The organism is Fructobacillus broussonetiae, assembly GCF_018437275.1.
Taxonomy (GTDB): domain Bacteria; phylum Bacillota; class Bacilli; order Lactobacillales; family Lactobacillaceae; genus Fructobacillus; species Fructobacillus broussonetiae.
The window spans coordinates 119,820-138,375 of sequence record NZ_JAAMFK010000001.1; the positions used below are offsets into that span (position 1 = coordinate 119,820).

Here is an 18,556-nt window from a genome sequence, read left to right on the forward strand (position 1 = left end):
CATGAACTTGAAAACAAGCATTGCAAACAACCACTTTGAAATGCCATTCTTGAACGCATCCGGCATTATCTGCCAGACGCAAGAAGAACTCGATTCTTTGGAAGCAACCAAGGAACTCGGTGGAATCGTGACGAAGTCAGCTACCTTGCAGCCACGCGAGGGTAACGAACAACCCCGCTACTACGATTTGGCAAACGGATCAATCAATTCCATGGGGCTCCCAAACTTGGGTTACCCATTCTACTTGGACTACGTGCAACATGATCACAGTAAGCCAACGATTCTGTCCGTTGCTGGAATGAACGCCGATGACGCCATCGAACTCATGCGTAAGGTGCAGGATTCCGACTACGAAGGTTTGACGGAATTGAACTTGTCTTGTCCAAATGTGATTGGCCATCCGCAAACGGCCTACGACTTTGAAGCAACCGAAAAGATTTTGACGACGGTTTGCTCCTTCTTCAAGAAGCCATTCGGTGTGAAGTTGCCACCTTACTTTGACTTAGCCCACTTTGACGGGATTGCCAAGGTCTTGAACAAGTTCCCACTCACACACGTGAACACGATTAATTCGGTTGGTAACGGTCTGGTCGTTGACGTTGATAAGGAACAGGTTGTGACGAAGGCAAAGGGTGGCTTTGGAGGACTTGGTGGGGCAATGGTTTTGCCAACTGCCTTGGCGAACGTTCGCGCCCTGCGCCTTCGTTTAAACGACGACATCGCCATCATCGGAACTGGTGGGGTAACGACTGGAGTGGATGTTTTCGCCCACATTCTCTGTGGGGCTGACATGGTTTCTGTTGGAACCCAAGTCATTAAGGAAGGCCTGGGTGTCTACGCCCGCCTCCAAAAGGAACTCGAAGAAATCATGGCTGACAAGGGTTATGAATCACTCGACGACTTCCGCGGCAAGGTAAAAGAACTGTAAGAAGGAGACAAGACATGGCAAAACCATTGATGATTGCACTGGACTTTCCAACCGGGAAACGGGCGCTGGACTTCCTTTCGGCCTTTGATCAACCCGAAAAATTGACGGTCAAAATCGGGATGGAACTTTTTTACGCGGAAGGGCCAAGTATTATTGAACGTGTCAAAGCCCTTGGCTGCGACATCTTCCTCGATTTGAAGCTTTTCGACATCCCAAACACCGTGAAGCAAGCCATGCATCGTTTGGCCTTGCTTGGTGTCAATTACGTCACGGTCCATGGGCTCGGAGGCTCTGAAATGATCGCGGCCGCAAAGGCTGGCTTGAAGGAAGGGGCCGAAGAGGCCGGTTTGAAAGAGCCCGTCTTGCTGGCTGTCACGGAATTAACATCCATCTCAGACCAGGTGTTGAAAGAAGAACAAAACGTTCAATTGCCAATGAAGGATATGGTTTTGTCGCTTGCACAAACGGCTCGAAAGGCCGGGGCAGACGGTGTTGTCTGCTCGAGTCAAGAACTCCAAACACTGAATGAATCAATGGCTGATGGTTTCTTCTACCTCGTGCCTGGCATCCGCTTGCCAGAAGACGGTGTCCAAGATCAAAAGCGGGTGGCAAGCCCAGCCTTTGCACGTAAAAACGGGGCGTCGGCCATCGTTGTCGGCCGTCCCATCACGAAGAACGCCTACGTAAAGGAAGCCTACAATCGCTATGAAGAGGACTGGTTGGACGCCTAAGTTAACGTTTCGATTCAAGAAACGGGCCCATCCACGGTCAAGTGGGTCCAACAACCAGCATTTTTAAACTGAAAGGAAGAACACACCATGACAAACACCGCTGAAATTTCAAAGCAACTCCTCGAAAAGAAAATCGTTTCCTTCAAGGAAAGTGGTCACTACGAATTTGCTTCTGGTATCCATTCACCAATCTACACGGACTTGCGCCAGACAATTTCTTACCCAGCCTTGCGTAAGCAAATCACGAAGGCTTTGGCAAAGCAGATTCAAGATATGTACCCAGAAGTGACGGTTATCGCTGGAGTGGCGACAGCTGGTATCCCACAGGCCGCTTTGGTCGCAGAGGAAATGAACCTCCCAATGGTTTACGTTCGCTCAAAGCCAAAAGATCACGGGAAGGGCAAGCAGATTGAAGGTGTTTTGAACGATGACGACCAAGTGGTGTTGATTGATGACTTGCTTTCAACCGGTGGCTCCGTCTTGAAGGCCGCCCAAGCCGTAACGAAGGAAGGATATCAGGTTGCCGGTATCTCTGCCATCTTTTCTTACGGCTTCACGGATTTGAAGAAGAACATGGACGAAGCCGGTTTTGCTTACGGGACCATCTTGAACTACCAGGATTTGCTTAGTGCCGCACACGAAGGCAACTGGCTCTCAGATGAACATTTGGAGTCCTACAAGGCCTTCCAGTCCGATCCATGGGGATTTGACCGCTAAGCGGTTGGATGCGCATGGAGGCTGCTGTTAGAGAACAGTTCCTTGAATATGTACATGAAAAAAAGAACCCCCGAAGGGGTTCTTTTTGTTTTTTCATCTTACTTAGCGTAACGGTAAACCTTTGATTCGTAAGGGCGCAGCGTCTTACCCGCGTCGTCCTTGTAGTTTGAAATCAAGATTTCTGCACCTTCCGGCACATCGAATTCGCGCACGATCGATTCTTCTGCAAATGAGTTAATCACGAGCAATTCCTCGTTTTCACCCACACGCTTGTAAGCGTAAACCTGTTCGTCTTCTGGATCCAACAATTCGTAGCGACCCGTCGTCACGATATCCAAATCATGGCGGAATGCAATCAACTTCTGGTAGTGGTAGAAGATTGAATCCTCATCTTCCAAGGCCTTGTCCACGTTAATCTTGTTGAAGTTGTTATTCAACTTCAACCATGGCGTTCCCGTCGTAAAGCCGGCGTTTTCACCATCCGTCCACTGCATTGGCGTCCGGGCGTTATCACGACCCTTGTAGTGCACGTAATCAAGCAACGTATCCGCATCAATCAAGCCATCGCGTTCCACGAGGTAGCGACGCGCGTTTTTGATTTCGATATCGTTGAAGTCTTCCCAGTCCAAGTTATAGGCGTTCGTCATTCCAATTTCTTGTCCCTGGTAGATGTAAGGCGTTCCCTGCATGAAGTGCAAAAGTGTTGCCAACATCTTCGCTGACACCGCGTGGAATTCTGGCTTATCAGAACCAAAGCGGGAGACAGAACGTGGTTGGTCGTGGTTTTCCCAGTAGAGGGAGTTCCAGGCGATATCCGCCAATTCGTTTTGCCACTTCGTCAAGTTCTCCTTCAACTTAGGCAATGGAAGAGGGGTGTTATCCCATTTACCCAATGCTGGATCAGCGTTCTCATCCAATTCCATGTGTTCGAACTGGAAGACCATGTTCAATTCAGAACCGTCCTTTGCCGCATAACGCTTGGCGTTCTTGATATCCACGTTCGATGCTTCTCCAACCGTCATAATATCCGCGTTGTTCAAAACCTTTTCACGCATTTCTTGCAAGTAATCGTGAATCTTTGGACCGTTTGCGACCATGTCGTTTGATGACGCGTAGTGGGCGTCTTCTGGGACGGGCCCATCAGGCAAACCATCTGGCTTTGACAAGAGGGAGATAACGTCCATACGGAAACCATCGATTCCCTTGTCAACCCAACGGTTCATCATGTCAAAGACCGTCTGACGGACTTCTGGGTTTGCCCAGTTCAAATCAGGTTGACCCTCGGCAAAGAGGTGCATGTAGTACTGACCAGTTTCTTCATCGAACTTCCAAGCTGGACCTGAGAAAAATGATCCCCAGTTGTTTGGTTCGTGACCGTCTACTGGGTCACGCCAGATATAGAAGTCACGCTTTGGGTTATCCTTTGAAGACTTCGATTCGATAAACCACTTGTGCTTTGATGAAGAGTGGTTGACGACCAAGTCCATCACAATTTTGATACCACGTGCGTGGGCTTCAGAAAGGAGTGACTCGAAATCTTCCATTGAACCGAATTCCGGGTTAATGACTTCGTAGTCAGAAATATCGTAACCGTTATCTTCGTTTGGTGAATCGTAAACCGGGTTCAACCAGATAACGTCCGCACCCAACTTCTTCACGTAGTCGAGGCGTGATTCGATTCCCTTCAAATCACCAATTCCATCGTTGTTGGAATCTTGGAATGAGCGGGGGTAGATCTGGTAAACGACGGCTTTTTGCCACCACTTAATTGATTGTTCTGTCATAAAAAACCTCCAATGGTTTATGCATTGTTTCTCGAGTTATTATCGGCAGTTGTCTGCCATTATATCGAACTCTTGTGTATTCGTAAACAGGTGGAACCCTGATTAAACCTGATTTTTAAGCCTTTGAATGAATCGAATTTAGGTCTGTTTTGGTCATTTCTTTGACTATGTGGGTGTCCTTTTCGTGTTCGCCATTTTAATGCTCATCAGGCACCAGCCAAATCATCACTGCTCCTAAGATGAAGCAGGCGGCGTTGATGTAAAACATGTTGGCCATCGAGTGCCCTAAGAGTGGAAAGAGGAAGAAGGAAATCGTGGAGGCAACAATTTGGGGAATGCAGATGAAGCAGTTATAGAGCCCTAGCAAGACCCCGTTACGCTCACCGGTTAAGGCGTTCGTCAGAATGGTAAAGGGCACGGTGATAATGGCAATCCATGCGATTCCAAAGAGCGCAAAGGCGAGAACGGACAGTCCCTTGCTTGTGCCGAGCGCGATGAGCAGGAAACCAAAGGCACCGAGTATCAAAGCAAGGCTGTAAGCCGGTCGACGTGTCTTCTTATTCAACTTAACGAAGAGGAAGCCGACCAAAACAGCGGTCACACAGTAGACCGCCTGCACCATTCCAAACCAGTTCCCGGCTGCTTGGTAAGCAGCGGTCGTTGGGTCAGTCGTCTTCCAAATCTTTTCTGCTAAAGCGCCAGTTGAATAAGTCCACATATAAGGAATCGCAATCCAGACGAAGAAATCAGCCAATCCGAGGAGCCAAAAAACCTTCGGTGCGGACTTCACAACTTCCACGAAGTTGATTCGGTTACTTGCCACATCTTTGCTGCTTTTTGAGAGTCCGTGGAAGGCCTGCATCTGTTCCGGTGTATACTCATCGACTGAAAGGACCGTGAAAAGAACGGACAGCGCCAGGATGATGGCAGCCAGGTAGAAAGAAATCCGAACGGATGGTGGAATCGTACCGACTGGTTCAGTGTTTGCGATGCCCATTTTTGTGAGAAAAAAAGGAAAGACAGAGGCGGTCAACGCGCCAAGCGACCCCCAGATGTTTTGCATCGACCAGAGTGTTTGCGACTGTTCTTCGTTGGCCATATCCGGGATTAGCATCTTAAAGGGCTGCTGTGTCACGTTACAGGCAACGTCCATGAAAAGCACCGTTGTTGCTGCGAAGGCGAGGGCGGTGGCTGAAGCAAACCCGAATCCAAAGGAACCAGCGTTTGGTAAGAGCATCATCACGATGATGGCGACGATGGCACCACCAATCAGGTAGGGCATCCGCCGACCTAAGCGCGGACACCAGGTCCGGTCAGAAAGATACCCGATAACGGGCTGTGCAATAAGGCCGGCTAATGGCGGTAAAATGAAGAAGAATCCCAGCTTATTTGGATCGGCGCCAATGGTCTGGAAAATACGCCCCATCGTTCCAGTCTGCATGGAAAAGGCGAGCTGTGTTCCGAAGAAGCCAAAAGTCATGAAGAAGATTTGGAGCTGACTGAGTTTTGGTAGGGCATTCTTCTTCGTGCTTTTCTGTTTGTTTGTCATGGTTTTACCTCGTAGTTCAATGAAAAAGTCGTTTTCGCGGATGGTTGCTTTTTCTGCAAGCCAACCGCTAGCGCATACGTACTTGCACGCTTAGAGTAAGCGCTAACATTTGCTCTGGTCAACGGGTGTGTCCTACATTGCATATATGCGACCCTAACTGTTAGATAGGACATCTTTTCTAAAAAGCTGTACAATAGAACTTAGAATTTGGAGGTCTTCATTGATGAAGAAACACAAACACAGTAGAGTCAGAACCGTTTTGATCATTGCACTCGTCTGCTTAATTGGCTACGCGGGAGTCGAAACTTTTTCTGCACACAATCGTTCCAATCCCGCACCTGAGAAACAGAGTCCAAAGACGGCGACCGTCTTCTTCCACGGTTATGGTTCTTCCAGAAACGCCGAGAAGTCCATGTCAAAGTACCTTGTTGACCATGGTTATTCAAACCGTCGCATGGACGTGACCGTTTCAAAAAGCGGGGAAGTCACGATGGGACGCACGCTTTCAAAAAACGATAAGAATCCTTTGATTCTGGTTCAGTTTGATGACAATAAGAACCAGGACTTCAACAAGACCGCCGTTTGGGTTCAAACCATCATGGCGAACTTGAAGAAGCAGGGGGTTAACCAGGTGAACCTGATCGGCCATTCCATGGGAAACATGGCCATTGCTTCCTACTTGATGGCAAGTAAGAACGCGGAGACTTCCGCTTTGCCTGAAGTTAAGAAACAGATTGATATTGCCGGAACCTACAACGGCTTGATGGTCACGGAAAAGGATTCGAATTCTGCTTTGAAGCCATCCGGTGAGCCGTTTGTCCCAACGGATTACTTCCGCCGTTTGCTCGGATTAAAGACTTACTATGAAAACCATGCCGTACAGGTTTTGAACATCTATGGTAATTCTCAAGGTGGTGCAGCAAACGATACGACAGTGTATAACAACTCTTCTAAGTCGCTTCGCTTTTTTGTACAAAATCCATCAACTTACCAAGAAAAGTTAATCTCTGGTGAAGATGGGCAACATTCCAAGCTCCACGAAAGCAAGGAAGTTGACGAAGCCATCTTGGCCTTCTTGAAAAAATAAATAGTAGAAGAAAAAGCGTCCTTTTATGGACGCTTTTATTGTTGGCTTGGTTCGGTTGGGACTTTTCTAAACAAAAACGTTGCAATCACGCAGCTCATTGTCTATACTAGAACTACAAATTAATAACGTTCCGTTTAGGGGTGCTCATTTGAGCTGAGAGTGCGAAAGCCGACCCTCCGAACCTGTAGTGTTAAGACACGCGTAGGGAAAACAGAAAAAGACAAACAACGTTTGGATGCTTTTTGCTGTTCCGAACGTTGTTTTTTTGTGCGAGCACGTCACTTTTTGTATACATAGGAGAGAAACATGCAAAACACAAAGCAAAGCAATTTGCACTTCATCACTGAAATGGCGCTTTTTGTCGCCTTGTCCGTCGTCTTGAGCTTCTGGTCTTTGAAGCTCTGGGGTCAGGGAGGATCCATTTCCTTCCAAATGGTGCCAACGATGATTATGGCCTACCGTTACGGATTAAAGGGTGGCTTGACCACCGGATTCCTCTTTGGAATGATTAAGTTAATCCTTGGTGCCTACATCCTAACGCCGGTTCAAGCATTCATGGACTATCCTTTGGCCTTTACGGTTGTGGGATTTGCGGCCTTGACGCAAAAGATGGTTGTCACGGCTTTGGCAGAAAATAAGCAAGGCAAGCTCTACGGCGGACTTTTTGTTGGACTCTTCATCGGTTCATTCCTCCGTTTCTTGAGTCACTTGTTGTCAGCCGTTATCTTCTTTGGTCAATGGGTGCCAAAGAACCAAACGATTTGGGGTTACTCCATCGTTTACAATGGTTCTTACATGTTGCCATCATTCATCGCTTCTTTCATTGTTGTGGCCATCATGGTCAAGATTTACCCAGCAATGTTGAAGGCAAAGAATTAGTTTTTGTCTAACAATTAAGGCAGCACTTAAAAGTCTGGTTCGGTCCAGACTTTTTTAATTGACAATTTTTTCTCATCATGCTTTAATAAACTTAACTTCAGAAAAGAGATTTACCATGAACAAGAATTTGACTTCAAACTTAGCCGTCGTCGTCAGCGTCCTTATCCGATAGGATAGGGTGCTGAATTTTTGGCTTGCCTATCCAAACTTAAGGATGGGCAGCTAGCTGATGAAGTCAAATGACAGGCCAGTTGCTTATGCGACTGGCCTTTTTTGTGGAAATGAAACTTTTCAATAGAAATTAGGAGAACACTTATGCAAGAAAAACAAGCGAGTAGGAGCCACATTCTACTAATCACGTCACTGATATTCGGTCTCTTCTTTGGGGCCGGTAACTTGATTTTCCCAGTCCAGATGGGACAGCTTTCAGGATCACACTGGATGCCAGCTATCGCGGGTTTCTTATTAACCGGTGCGGTGCTGCCTTATCTGGCCATGCTGGGGATGTCGCTCACGAAGTCAACGTCGGTTTTAGATATCGCTAAGCCAGTGGCGCCATGGTTTGCCACGGCTATGGTTGTGGCCATTCACTTCTCATTGGGGCCCCTTTTTGCCACGCCTCGTACGGCTGCGACGGCTTTTTCCATGGGAATCGCCCCATTGATTCCAGCCGTTTACCAACAAATTGCTATGGCTATCTTCACCGGGATTTTCTTCTACTTGGTTTACTTGCTTACGGTAAAGGAATCCAACCTGATGAAGTGGGTTGGGAAGTACTTGAACCCGGCCTTTTTGATCATGTTGGCCATCATCTTGATTTTGGCGCTTATCCTGCCGATGGGTGGCTTGGACCAGCACGTTTCTGGTGCCTACAATTCACAGGCCGCTTTCCAGGGCATCTTGGAAGGGTACAACACGATGGATTGCTTGGCCTTGCTTGCTTTCTCCGTTTCCGTTGTGTACGCCGTAAAGAACATGGGCTTTTCTGACAAGCAGGTGCCAAAACTCTTGGCGAAGTCTGGTTTCTACGCCATCTTGTTGGAGTCGCTCATCTATATCGCCACCGCTTTGTTGGGTGTTTCATCCCTCGGCATCATGGGCGTTTCTGATAACGGTGGAACGGCGCTTTCAAACGTGATTAACCACTACACGGGAAGCGTTGGTATTTTGGCAACGGCGGTTGTGGTAACGCTCGCCGTGTTCACGTCAGCCATGGGACTGTCCGCGTCTTTTGCGCAGGACCTTCACCGCGTCTTCCCAAAGGTTTCATACGTGACCTGGCTGCGCATCACCTGTATCGGTTCCTTCATCACGGCAAATGCTGGCTTAACGAAGATTATTGCCTTCTCAACGCCCGTTTTGATGATGGTTTACCCATTCACTTTGGTTTTGACGGTCTTGGCCGTTTTGAACAAGTGGGTGAAGCAGGACAAGATGATGTACCGCTTCGTGATGGCCTTTATCACCATCCCCGCCATCCTTGACGGACTCTTGGCCTCATCACTGAAGACCATTCCGTTCATCGAAGCAATTGGTCACACGTACTATCAGATTATTCCGCTTGCCGCAGAAGGGTTCGGTTGGGTTGTGCCAGCTTTGATGGGTGCCATCGTTGTACTGGGCTACAAAACGGCGGAGCGTGTTTCGGGAAAGTAATCAACTATTTTAGATACTAATGCGCGAAAAGTCGGCCCCGTTCCGGGCCGGCTTTTTACTTGCTTGAAAACGGCCTCGTAACGCTTGAATCAAGCCAGTGCACCACCCAAAAAAGAATTCCTCCCGACCAAAGAAAAATGAAAACTTGCATTTATTTTCTCATCATGTTTTAATATAAATATCAAATAAAGCGAGAGAACAAAATGACTCATTCATTGCAAAACAACCAAGCCATTATTATCAGCATTATTATTCCATAGGGATAGGGTGCTGATATTTTGAGCTGCCTATCCCCATAAAAGGGTAGGCGGCTGATGAGGAGTTTTCAAAAGAAGACCAGCTGCGTACAGTTACGTGGCTGGTCTTCTTTTGTTTGCTCCAGCTTTAGATTGAAATCGTAAAAGGAGTTTTTCATGATGGAAAAACAGAAACTATCAACCAAGCAATTGTTCTTGGTCGCATCATTGATCTTCGGGATGTTCTTTGGAGCCGGAAACTTAATCTTTCCCGTCCAACTCGGACAGCTTTCTGGAAGTAACTGGCTCCCAGCCGTAGCCGGGTTCCTGCTCACGGGAGCCGTTTTGCCATTCCTGGCCATGTTGGCCGTTGCACTGACAAATTCGAACTCAGTGTATGATATCGCAAAACCAGTTGCCCCTTGGTTTGGAACGGTCGTCCTCGTCGCCATCCACTTCACCATCGGGCCAACGATTGGAACGCCCCGGACGGCCGCCACGGCCTACGAAATGGGTGTGGCCCCATTGGTACCGGCTCAATACCAACAACTGGCCATGTTCCTCTTTTCAGCAGCCTTCTTCGGCCTGGCTTACTTCTTAACGGTGAAGGAATCAAACCTGATGAAGTGGGTAGGGAAGTACTTGAACCCGCTCTTCTTGGGCTTGCTCGCCCTCATCTTGTTGGCCGGCCTCGTCTTGCCAATGGGTGACCTCCACCAGCACGCTTCTGCGGCTTACCAAGCACACGCCGGCTTCCAAGGTGTTTTGGACGGTTACGACACGATGGACGGTTTGGCGCTTTTGGCCTTGGCCGTTTCCGTTGTCTACGCCGTTCGTGGCCTCGGTTTCAAGGATCACAACGTGCCGGCGGTGTTGGCCAAGTCTGGTTTGGTAGCCATCGCTGTCGAATCACTTATCTACGTCGCCGTTGTCTTGCTTGGTGTGTCATCACTTGGTTCCATGACGGCTTCAGAAAACGGTGGGGCAGCCTTCTCCAACATCATCACGCACTACGCCGGTAACGTTGGAATCCTCGCTACGGGTGTTGTCGTGACGCTTGCCGTCTTCACAACGGCCATGGGACTCTTCGTGTCCTTCTCACAGGACTTACACAAGGTCTTTCCTAAGGTGCCTTACGTTTACTGGCTCCGCGTCATCGCCGTTGGTTCATTCGTATCCGCCAACTTCGGTTTGACGAACATCATCAAGTGGTCAATCCCAGTCTTGCTCCTCTTGTACCCATACGCCTTGGTCTTGACCTTCTTGGGGGTCTTGAACAAGTGGGTGAAGCAGGATGCCGTTTGGTACCGCTTCGTTGTCGCTGCGGTAACGGTTCCTGCGCTCTTGGATGCCCTGGCTGGTTCTCCGTTCAAGAATCTCGGCTTCGTTTCAGCCGCTGTCAACACCTACCATGAGGTCGTGCCACTGGCTTCAATGGGATTTGGTTGGATTGTGCCAGCTTTGCTCGGTGCTGTGCTCGCTTTTGCCTTCAAACTACTTAAGCGTCCATCCGCTGCATAAATCATTTCTCTTTGTATAAAAGTCGGTCCCGTTCCGGGCCGGCTTTTTGCTTGATTTGACAGAAAAAAATTTCATGCTAAACTAAAAACAAGATTAAAACGAAAGGGAGATATCCGATGTCAATGATGCAAAAGAACTGCTGCTGTTACGCAAAGTAAGAGCTAGCAATCGAAATTCAATATGAACGATTGATTAGCTCCTTTAACCAAGGTGACTTTTTAGCGTTCATATTGCATCAACTTGACTATCTTTTCGGAATAATCCCGCTAAGTGCCAGTTTTTCAGTATGACGATACTGAGACACTGGCTTTTTTATTGGAGAAATCATGTTAACAGAGAAAAAATGGATGGAACTTTATCGCTTCCGCCACGACTTACATCAGCATCCAGAATTAGCGATGCAAGAGAATCGAACAAGTGCACGTATTCAAGAATACTTGGAGCAAGAGGGTCTTGATATCATAACGCCAACTTCATTGAAAACAGGGGTGGTTGCTGCGCTTGGACCAAAAGACGCGCCAATCATTGCCCTTCGAGCCGATATCGACGCCTTGCCAATTCAAGAAAAAACAAAGTTGGACTACCAGTCAAAAAACGACGGAATCATGCACGCTTGCGGGCATGACTTGCACACCGTTTCCTTACTCGCTGTAGCCGTTACATTAAAGGAACAAGAAGAGTCACTAAAGGTCCGCCTCCTCTTTGTTTTTCAACCAGCTGAAGAAACGCACGAAGGGGCGCAGTTAGTACTCGAAAGCGGTGTTCTAGACGATGCCAAATTCATTATTGGCTTTCACAATGATCCGACGATGGAAAGCGGCTCACTCTCAATCGAAGCTGGCGCACGAAACGCGGCTGTGGACCAGTTTAAAGTAAAGCTGCACGGCAAGGGCGGACACGCTGCTCACCCGGACAAAAACGTCGATTCAATCCTTGGAATGGCTCACGTTGTGACAGCTGTCCAAAGCATTGTCTCTCGAAACATCGACCCGCAACACCCGTCTGTTCTATCCGTGACACACGTTGACGCCGGTTCGACCTGGAACGTCATCCCCGATGACGCTTTCTTTGAAGGAACAATCCGGACCTTTAGTAAAGAAGATCAAGTGCTCGCAAAAAAGCGCTTTGAACAAATTGTTGAGCTCCAATCTGCATCCTTTGGCATAACGGCTGACATTGAATGGATAGCTGGTCCACCGGTCTTATGGAATGACGAAGAATTATCAAAAGAGGTGCACAACGCCTTGTCTGAAAAGCTAAACATTGTTTCGAACCCAGCTTCTGCCGGAGGCGAGGACTTTGCTTTCTACACCCAGTCTATCCCAGCTGTTTTTGCAGAGATTGGCTCTGGGGCAAACAACGCACTGCACCATTCAGATTTACAAGTCGAAGACGAAGCCATGAAAACAGCGGCTGACTGGTACGTTGAAGCTTCAAAAATTTTATCGAATAAATTGAATTAAGGAGAGAAAGAAAATGACAAAAAAGAAAATGATTTGGTTACTTGCGGCCATTGCCGTGCTCGCGTTGGGCTACTTATCCTTTGGGCCAAAACATAAAGCAAATGAGAGCAAGGTGATTACCGTTGCCACAGCTCCTGGACCATACAGTGAGCTGTTCATGGACGGTATTAAGCCAATTCTTGAAAAAGAAGGTTACACAGTTAAAAACAAGAGTTTTAACAACTTACTAAACGCCGATATTGCGTTGGATAATAACGAAGCAGATGTGAATGTTGACCAGCACAGCGCCTATTTAAAGAATTTTAACAAGGAAAAGAAGGGTAACTTGACTGCCTTAACTAAGATTCCAACCGTTCCAATGAGCCTTTACCAAGGAAACAAGAAATCATTAGCTGACTTAAGTGATGGGGACACGATTGCCATTCCGGATGATGCATCAAATAAGGCGCGTGCCTATCGCATCCTCGCTCAAAGCGGTTTGATTACTCTTAAAAAAGGCGTAAACGAAGTGACCGTTACGCAAAAGGACATTGAAAGCAATCCAAACAACCTCCAGTTCAAAGAAATTGATTCTTCCACGATTCCTCGTGTAAGAGATGAATTCGCTTATGTTGTGCTTCCTGGATCAGTCGCTTATGCCGCCAAGGTTCCAGCCAAGGAGATTCTGGTGAAGGAAAACGTGATGGATGATTACTACTTGGTTTTGACTGTAAATAAGAGCAAGCAAAACACGAAGTGGGCGAAGGCCGTTAAAAAGGCTTACCAGTCCGAAGAATTCAAGAAATACTTTGAAAAGAAGAACAGCGACCACGCGTGGGTAACAGTTGATAATTAAAAATAAGATGCCAAAGTCGGTCCCGTTCCGGGCCGGCTTTTTGCTTGATTGAAAACGGCCTTGAAAGGTCATAAAAAAGATATGCCCGCGGGTCTGACTTTGAATGTGAGTTAAAAAGCATAACTAGTATGCTTTACAAACTAGTTATCTTTCGATATACTCAAATCATTCCAATAGGGAGGGGAGGTTAAGTGATGGAACACAAAGTGTCCAGCCAACTGCTCAAGGGATTTTTGCAGGGAATCCTTTTAATCTTGTTGGCCGAAGAAGCGAACTACGGCTACGGCATCAGCCAGCGACTCGTTGAAGTCGGGCTAGAGTCCGTGCCGAAGGGAACCATTTATCCGCTCTTAACCTCCATGGAAAAGCGGGGGCTCGTTAAAAGTGAGAGCCGACCATCCACTGATGGTCCATCCCGTAAATACTACGAAACAACAGACGAGGGATTGCTTGCCAAGCAAGAATTTCTTGATCAATGGGGCTACTTAGTCGCTGCCATGGGTAATCTAACGAAAGAAGAACAAGCATGACAACAGAAGAATTAATTGAACAAAATAACGAGCTTCGTGCTGCGTTGAATAAGGAAAACGAAGACTTCTACCTGGACTTCTTACTCTACGTCCGTTCACAGGGCGTTTTGAAGGACGAACAAACGGTGGAAGAGCAACTCTTTGCCATCTTACAAGACATTTTGGAGGCCCAAAAGAACGGGCAGTCAGCTGCTGATTATTTCGGAACGGACCCAAAATTTGTGGCTGACCGAATTTTACAGCAAACGCCAAACAAATTGTCTGAAGCAGCTAAACTATTTCTTTATGGCTTTGGTGCTTATATCGGTTTCTCACTATTACCTAGCTTACCCATTCCTGGAAAGCCAATGGACCTCGGTTCATTCTTGCTATCCGGTGTTTACCTGACACTCTTAGCCATTGTCGGTTTCTTCCTCATTGGCAAGACGATTTACTTCTTTAAGAAGAGTAAGATGGCGTCCTGGATGAAGTCTTTGATGAGCTTCGTCATCGCTTGTGCGGTGCTCTTTCCCGCCTTTGCCATCACGTTTTGGCTACACACGCCAGCTCAAATCAACTTGGATGGGACACTTGGTATTTTCGTCATTGTGTTGGTTTTGATTGGTGTCACTGTCTTTATAAAGAAGCAGGAGAAAAAGGATAAGGATGATGATAAGGACCACATCTGGCGTCCAATCTTGTTCTTCGTCATCTTGTCAGCCGTTGTTGGAGTTTTGACACGCTTACCAATTCTTGACGGGCTTTTGCTCAGCAAGGGTGGTCGTTTGATCTTGGCCGGAATCATGCTTGCCGGACTTGTTATCTTTAACGTCTACACGGTTTACACGGCTAAAAAGATGAATAAAGAAGACTAATTTGTCTGAAAAAGACGGGGGTTTGAAAAAAGTTCTTGTCTTTTTATTTTACATATTAATTCTTGAATTGCTGGCAGTTTTCTTATAAGTGTGCGTATGCTAAAAGAACGTTTTTACGTTAGAACAGTCGTTCTTTTTAAAGAGCGGGTTTGACTTTATCCGTTCCTTTGTATAAATTAAGAGCAATCAATAAATAATCTTCGGGGCAGGGTGTAATTCCCGACCGACGGTGATGGCAAATAGCCAAAGTCCGTGAACTGCAGCAATGTGGTTGACACAGTGAGATTCTGTGACCGACAGTAAAGTCTGGATGGGAGAAGATTTAAAAAACGCTTTTTGCGTGGCTTTTTTAGTCGCCTTTGCGGCTTATTTTGCTGGGCGAAAACCGTCTTTTTAAATATTTTCGTTATTCATACCCGATGTGCTTTATTGCATGTCGGGTTTTTTGCTCCCGAAAAGGAGGAATGAATGGATGATTTGAAATGGATGGAAAAGGCCTTTTTAGAGGCCGAGAAAGCTGATCCAGCCGAAACATACGAAAACCCGCGGGTGGGTGCAGTCATCGTGAAAGACGACGTCATACTGGCAAAAGGACGGCACGCCTTATTTGGATGCGAGCATGCTGAGATGGCAGCCTATAGTAGCTTAGCTGATAAGGATTTATTGGCTGGAGCGACGCTTTACGTGACGCTCGAGCCCTGTGCAAGTACTGGAAAAGCCGGCTCCTGCGCGGATTCAATTGCAAGCTGGCCCATTCACCGAGTGGTGATTGGTTCGACCGACCCGAATCCAAGCACGAAGGGTATGGGAATGGCCAAGCTTAAAGAAGCAGGTATCATCATCACCAACCTGCACCTTGAGTCGATGAATCGGAATTTGAACCCGGCTTTCTTTCATTTCTTTGAAAGGGGCTTGCCATACGTTCAACTAAAATTGACAACTTCTGAAGATGGGTTTGTTTCTCGAAAAGCGTCTGCGCCAGTGAAACTATCCAATGTAGCTTGCGACCAGGACGTTCACCACGAGCGGGCCTGTCGTTCCGCCATCTTGGTTGGCAGTCAGACTTTTCTAGCCGACGAACCATCGTTGACCGTGCGCCACTTTGAAACGGAACACGAACAACCAAAGCGCGTGGTGCTCGATCGACGAGGCCGTTTGAAAAACGTGGGAGCTCAGCGACTGGAAGGCTGGCTGGTATATACACACGATAAGGAGTGGGCCAAAAGTTGCGAGAACGTCTTCTGTGTTAGTGACGGTGAGTTGTGCGGTATCTTAGAAGACTTGAGTCAGAAAAAAATTCAGTCTGTCATGGTCGAGGGCGGTCCAACGCTCATCGCTGCCTTTCTACAAGCAGACCTTTGGCAGGAGATGCTGGTTTATGAGACAGACGTTTCACTTGGAGCCGGCCTGAAAGCCATTTCTCCGAACGGTTCCGGCATTGAACTCGGCACCGTTGGGAACGCTGTGAAGTACCGCTATATCAATCAAAAGGAGCCATCATAATGTTTACTGGAATTACTGAAGAGGTCGGTCGCGTACAAGAAATCATCAAGAAAAACGAGAAGGAATGGCATCTGACCGTGAAGACACCGTCACCATTCTTCGCTGGTTTACCACTGGGTGCGAGCGTCATGAACGACGGGGTCTGCTTGTCGATTGTTGAAAGCACCGACGACTGTGCCAGCTTTGACGTCATGGTACCCACCTACGAAACAACGATTGTTTCAGACTATGAAGTTGGCACGTCGATTAACCTCGAACGCTCCTTGCCGGTAAACGGTCGGTTGGACGGGCACTTTGTGTTGGGACACGTCGATGGTACGGCGCAGTTGGTGGCGAAAAAGCAGGATGGTGAGACTGTCTTCTTACAATTCCACGTGGCCGATGAAAACCTGGTGCCCGAGGTTGTCGCGAAGGGGTCTGTTGCTGTGTCGGGGGTGTCGCTGACGGTGATCGGCACGGACGGGTCTGACTTTACCGTTGGGCTTATTCCGACGACGCTTGAGAAAACAAATTTGAGTGGATTAGAAGTCGGGAATTTCGTCAATTTGGAGACGGACATTCTGGCCAAGTACTTACAAAAGAAAGTGGGGAACGCTTATGTCAGTTGATGAACGAATTGCACGAGTTCGCCTCGCATTAGAGGAGCTCAAGAAGGGACAGCTCGTGATTTTGACAGATGATGCGGACCGGGAACACGAGGGGGACTTGGTTGGACTGGCCGCCTTCGTGAAACCAGAGACGGTCAACTTCGCCCTGAAGGAAGCACGCGGGGTACTCTGCGTGCCGATGTCTGCTGATCGTGCTAAAACCTTGGCACTGCCGCAGATGGTGGACGACAACACGGAAAAGTTCGCCACTAAGTTTACGGTTTCCGTCGATCATGTTAAAGGCACGACCGGCGTTTCGGCCTTTGACCGCGCCCATACGATTCAGGCGCTTTCAAACGAGAGTGTTGGCCCGGAAAGCTTTGAAAGCCCAGGACACATCTTCCCGCTTGTGGCAGATGAAAACGGTGTTTTGGCACGGACAGGTCACACGGAGGGAGCCGTGGACTTGGCTAAGTTGGCGGCCGTCCCGCCAGTGGCCTACATCATCGAGATTCTTGCAGACGATGGCCGCATGGCACGGGAAAAGCAGTTGGCTGAATTCGCTTCTCGCCATAACTTGGTGCAATTGTCGATTGCTGACATCGTGTACTACCGAAAGTGGCTGGCCGATTTAAATTTAGTTGAGGGGGCAAGGGCCACTTTGCCATCCACCTTTGGGAACTTTGAAGTGACCGCTTACGAGGGGTCAAAAAACGAACCCGATTTATTCGTTCAAAGTCAAACCCGCCCCACGCGCTTCCCCCTCGTCCGCATCCATTCCGAATGCCTCACGGGTGATGTGTTTGGCTCCAAGCGCTGCGAGTGCGGCCCACAATTACACCTAGCACTGAAAAAGATCGAAGAATACGGTGGCGCTTTGCTCTACATGCGCCAGGAAGGTCGCGGTATTGGTCTCTGGAACAAGCTAAAGACCTATGTCTTACAGCAAAACGGCTATGATACCTACGAAGCAAATCGAATGCTGGGCCACAAACCAGACGAACGCCAGTACAAGAAGGCGGCTCAAATGTTGAAGCAAGCCGGCCTCACCGAAGTTGCGCTTCTAACGAACAACCCGGATAAGGTCGCTGCGCTGGAAAAAGAGGGCATCGTTGTCAAAGAACAGGTGCCACTGGTCACCGGAATTGAGCCCGAAAACCGCTTCTACCTGCAAACAAAAAAAGACAAATTTCACCATTTATTTAAGAAAGAGGAAATCTCATGAACTATCAAGGAAAATTAACTGGACACGAAAAGCGCCGCATCGCCATTATCGCATCACGCTTTAATGCACTGGTCGTGGAACGCCTCGTTTCAGGAGCCAAGGAAGCCTTGCGCTTGCACGGAATTGAAAAAAATCAGGTAGATGTTGTTTGGGTACCTGGTGCCTTTGAAATCCCGCTTGTGGCAAAGAAGCTAGGTTCTAACAAGCACTACGATGGAATTGTAGCGGTTGGTGCCGTTATCAAGGGACAGACAGACCACTATGATCTCGTCATTCAACAAGCTGCTTCAGGGATTGGTCAAGCTGGTCTTGAAACTGGCGTACCAACGACCTTCGGCGTGTTAACGACAAACACGTTGGAAGAAGCCGAACAACGATCAGGAGCAAAGGCCGGTAATGAAGGTTACGATGTTGCCGTTTCATTGCTTGAGATGATCGACTTGTTTGAACAATTAGGATAAATAAAAAAAG

The 18,556-nt window shown here is 47.8% G+C and carries 17 protein-coding genes and 2 riboswitches; of the genes, 15 read left to right on the forward strand and 2 right to left on the reverse strand.

All coding sequences use genetic code 11. From position 1 onward, the window contains the following. The first annotated feature begins 1 nt into the window (after window position 1). The 3 genes from G6R29_RS00565 (at window position 2) to pyrE (ending at window position 2,376) form a co-directional block, all read left to right on the forward strand. Window positions 2-928 carry a dihydroorotate oxidase gene (locus G6R29_RS00565; protein WP_213808414.1) on the forward strand — a complete coding sequence of 309 codons (927 nt, stop codon included), beginning with the start codon at window positions 2-4 and terminating at the stop codon, window positions 926-928. A 14-nt stretch (window positions 929-942) separates the two neighbouring features. Further along, entirely contained in the window at window positions 943-1,659 is a 717-nt protein-coding gene (gene pyrF / locus G6R29_RS00570) for an orotidine-5'-phosphate decarboxylase (protein ID WP_213808415.1), read from the forward strand. 87 nt (window positions 1,660-1,746) lie between these two features. Further along, window positions 1,747-2,376: an orotate phosphoribosyltransferase gene (pyrE, locus tag G6R29_RS00575; protein ID WP_213808416.1), complete on the forward strand. Its 630-nt coding sequence runs from the start codon at window positions 1,747-1,749 to the stop codon at window positions 2,374-2,376. Window positions 2,377-2,474: 98 nt separating this feature from the next. Here pyrE and G6R29_RS00580 read toward each other — a convergent pair whose 3' ends face one another. Then, complete coding sequence (locus G6R29_RS00580; RefSeq protein WP_213808417.1) at window positions 2,475-4,160, reverse strand: glycoside hydrolase family 13 protein; 1,686 nt, start codon at window positions 4,158-4,160, stop codon at window positions 2,475-2,477. Window positions 4,161-4,356: 196 nt separating this feature from the next. Then, on the reverse strand, window positions 4,357-5,709 hold the full coding sequence (locus tag G6R29_RS00585; protein WP_213808418.1) for an MFS transporter: 1,353 nt from the start codon (window positions 5,707-5,709) through the stop codon (window positions 4,357-4,359). A 223-nt stretch (window positions 5,710-5,932) separates the two neighbouring features. Between G6R29_RS00585 and G6R29_RS00590 the strand changes: the two genes are divergently transcribed. The 12 genes from G6R29_RS00590 to ribH all read left to right on the forward strand — a co-directional run bounded on the left by G6R29_RS00590 (window position 5,933) and on the right by ribH (window position 18,546). Further along, complete coding sequence (locus G6R29_RS00590) at window positions 5,933-6,796, forward strand: alpha/beta hydrolase (RefSeq protein WP_213808419.1); 864 nt, start codon at window positions 5,933-5,935, stop codon at window positions 6,794-6,796. A gap of 126 nt (window positions 6,797-6,922) precedes the next feature. Further along, a riboswitch (TPP riboswitch) is annotated at window positions 6,923-7,021 on the forward strand. 81 nt (window positions 7,022-7,102) lie between these two features. Continuing rightward, window positions 7,103-7,675, forward strand: a complete 573-nt coding sequence (gene thiT, locus G6R29_RS00595) for an energy-coupled thiamine transporter ThiT (RefSeq protein ID WP_213808420.1) — start codon at window positions 7,103-7,105, stop codon at window positions 7,673-7,675. A 315-nt stretch (window positions 7,676-7,990) separates the two neighbouring features. Next, a complete protein-coding gene (gene brnQ, locus G6R29_RS00600) occupies window positions 7,991-9,331 on the forward strand; it encodes a branched-chain amino acid transport system II carrier protein (RefSeq protein ID WP_213808421.1) in 1,341 nt (446 codons plus the stop codon). Between the two features lie 416 nt (window positions 9,332-9,747). After that, entirely contained in the window at window positions 9,748-11,088 is a 1,341-nt protein-coding gene (gene brnQ, locus G6R29_RS00605) for a branched-chain amino acid transport system II carrier protein (protein WP_213808592.1), read from the forward strand. Between the two features lie 326 nt (window positions 11,089-11,414). Continuing rightward, entirely contained in the window at window positions 11,415-12,551 is a 1,137-nt protein-coding gene (locus tag G6R29_RS00610; protein ID WP_213808422.1) for a M20 metallopeptidase family protein, read from the forward strand. A gap of 13 nt (window positions 12,552-12,564) precedes the next feature. Continuing rightward, the gene (locus tag G6R29_RS00615; protein WP_213808423.1) at window positions 12,565-13,386 is read left to right on the forward strand and encodes a MetQ/NlpA family ABC transporter substrate-binding protein; all 822 of its coding nucleotides are present in this window, start codon (window positions 12,565-12,567) and stop codon (window positions 13,384-13,386) included. A 194-nt stretch (window positions 13,387-13,580) separates the two neighbouring features. After that, window positions 13,581-13,916 carry a PadR family transcriptional regulator gene (locus G6R29_RS00620; RefSeq protein ID WP_213808424.1) on the forward strand — a complete coding sequence of 112 codons (336 nt, stop codon included), beginning with the start codon at window positions 13,581-13,583 and terminating at the stop codon, window positions 13,914-13,916. After that, on the forward strand, window positions 13,913-14,770 hold the full coding sequence (locus G6R29_RS00625; protein WP_213808425.1) for a DUF1129 domain-containing protein: 858 nt from the start codon (window positions 13,913-13,915) through the stop codon (window positions 14,768-14,770). Before G6R29_RS00620 ends, G6R29_RS00625 begins: the two co-directional genes overlap by 4 nt. Before the next feature lie 192 nt (window positions 14,771-14,962). Next, a riboswitch (FMN riboswitch) is annotated at window positions 14,963-15,096 on the forward strand. A gap of 142 nt (window positions 15,097-15,238) precedes the next feature. Further along, window positions 15,239-16,273 (forward strand): bifunctional diaminohydroxyphosphoribosylaminopyrimidine deaminase/5-amino-6-(5-phosphoribosylamino)uracil reductase RibD, encoded by a 1,035-nt coding sequence (gene ribD / locus G6R29_RS00630; protein ID WP_213808426.1) that lies wholly within the window; start codon window positions 15,239-15,241, stop codon window positions 16,271-16,273. Further along, on the forward strand, window positions 16,273-16,881 hold the full coding sequence (locus tag G6R29_RS00635; protein WP_213808427.1) for a riboflavin synthase: 609 nt from the start codon (window positions 16,273-16,275) through the stop codon (window positions 16,879-16,881). The genes ribD and G6R29_RS00635 overlap by 1 nt, the downstream gene beginning before the upstream one ends. Further along, window positions 16,871-18,085: a 3,4-dihydroxy-2-butanone-4-phosphate synthase gene (gene ribB / locus G6R29_RS00640; protein WP_213808428.1), complete on the forward strand. Its 1,215-nt coding sequence runs from the start codon at window positions 16,871-16,873 to the stop codon at window positions 18,083-18,085. Before G6R29_RS00635 ends, ribB begins: the two co-directional genes overlap by 11 nt. Then, on the forward strand, window positions 18,082-18,546 hold the full coding sequence (gene ribH / locus G6R29_RS00645; RefSeq protein WP_213808429.1) for a 6,7-dimethyl-8-ribityllumazine synthase: 465 nt from the start codon (window positions 18,082-18,084) through the stop codon (window positions 18,544-18,546). Before ribB ends, ribH begins: the two co-directional genes overlap by 4 nt. Window positions 18,547-18,556 lie beyond the last annotated feature (10 nt).

Excerpts from the sequence above, each read along its gene's own strand:
- G6R29_RS00610 (WP_213808422.1), top strand. The coding sequence starts at position 11,415 with ATGTTAACAGAGAAAAAATGGATGGAACTTTATCGCTTCCGCCACGAC.
- pyrF (WP_213808415.1), top strand. The coding sequence starts at position 943 with ATGGCAAAACCATTGATGATTGCACTGGACTTTCCAACCGGGAAACGG.
- G6R29_RS00565 (WP_213808414.1), top strand. The coding sequence starts at position 2 with ATGAACTTGAAAACAAGCATTGCAAACAACCACTTTGAAATGCCATTC.
- brnQ (WP_213808592.1), top strand. The coding sequence starts at position 9,748 with ATGGAAAAACAGAAACTATCAACCAAGCAATTGTTCTTGGTCGCATCA.
- G6R29_RS00590 (WP_213808419.1), top strand. The coding sequence starts at position 5,933 with ATGAAGAAACACAAACACAGTAGAGTCAGAACCGTTTTGATCATTGCA.
- ribB (WP_213808428.1), top strand. The coding sequence starts at position 16,871 with ATGTCAGTTGATGAACGAATTGCACGAGTTCGCCTCGCATTAGAGGAG.
- G6R29_RS00625 (WP_213808425.1), top strand. The coding sequence starts at position 13,913 with ATGACAACAGAAGAATTAATTGAACAAAATAACGAGCTTCGTGCTGCG.
- G6R29_RS00635 (WP_213808427.1), top strand. The coding sequence starts at position 16,273 with ATGTTTACTGGAATTACTGAAGAGGTCGGTCGCGTACAAGAAATCATC.
- ribH (WP_213808429.1), top strand. The coding sequence starts at position 18,082 with ATGAACTATCAAGGAAAATTAACTGGACACGAAAAGCGCCGCATCGCC.
- ribD (WP_213808426.1), top strand. The coding sequence starts at position 15,239 with ATGGATGATTTGAAATGGATGGAAAAGGCCTTTTTAGAGGCCGAGAAA.
- thiT (WP_213808420.1), top strand. The coding sequence starts at position 7,103 with ATGCAAAACACAAAGCAAAGCAATTTGCACTTCATCACTGAAATGGCG.
- G6R29_RS00620 (WP_213808424.1), top strand. The coding sequence starts at position 13,581 with ATGGAACACAAAGTGTCCAGCCAACTGCTCAAGGGATTTTTGCAGGGA.
- G6R29_RS00585 (WP_213808418.1), bottom strand. The coding sequence starts at position 5,709 with ATGACAAACAAACAGAAAAGCACGAAGAAGAATGCCCTACCAAAACTC.
- G6R29_RS00580 (WP_213808417.1), bottom strand. The coding sequence starts at position 4,160 with ATGACAGAACAATCAATTAAGTGGTGGCAAAAAGCCGTCGTTTACCAG.
- pyrE (WP_213808416.1), top strand. The coding sequence starts at position 1,747 with ATGACAAACACCGCTGAAATTTCAAAGCAACTCCTCGAAAAGAAAATC.
- G6R29_RS00615 (WP_213808423.1), top strand. The coding sequence starts at position 12,565 with ATGACAAAAAAGAAAATGATTTGGTTACTTGCGGCCATTGCCGTGCTC.
- brnQ (WP_213808421.1), top strand. The coding sequence starts at position 7,991 with ATGCAAGAAAAACAAGCGAGTAGGAGCCACATTCTACTAATCACGTCA.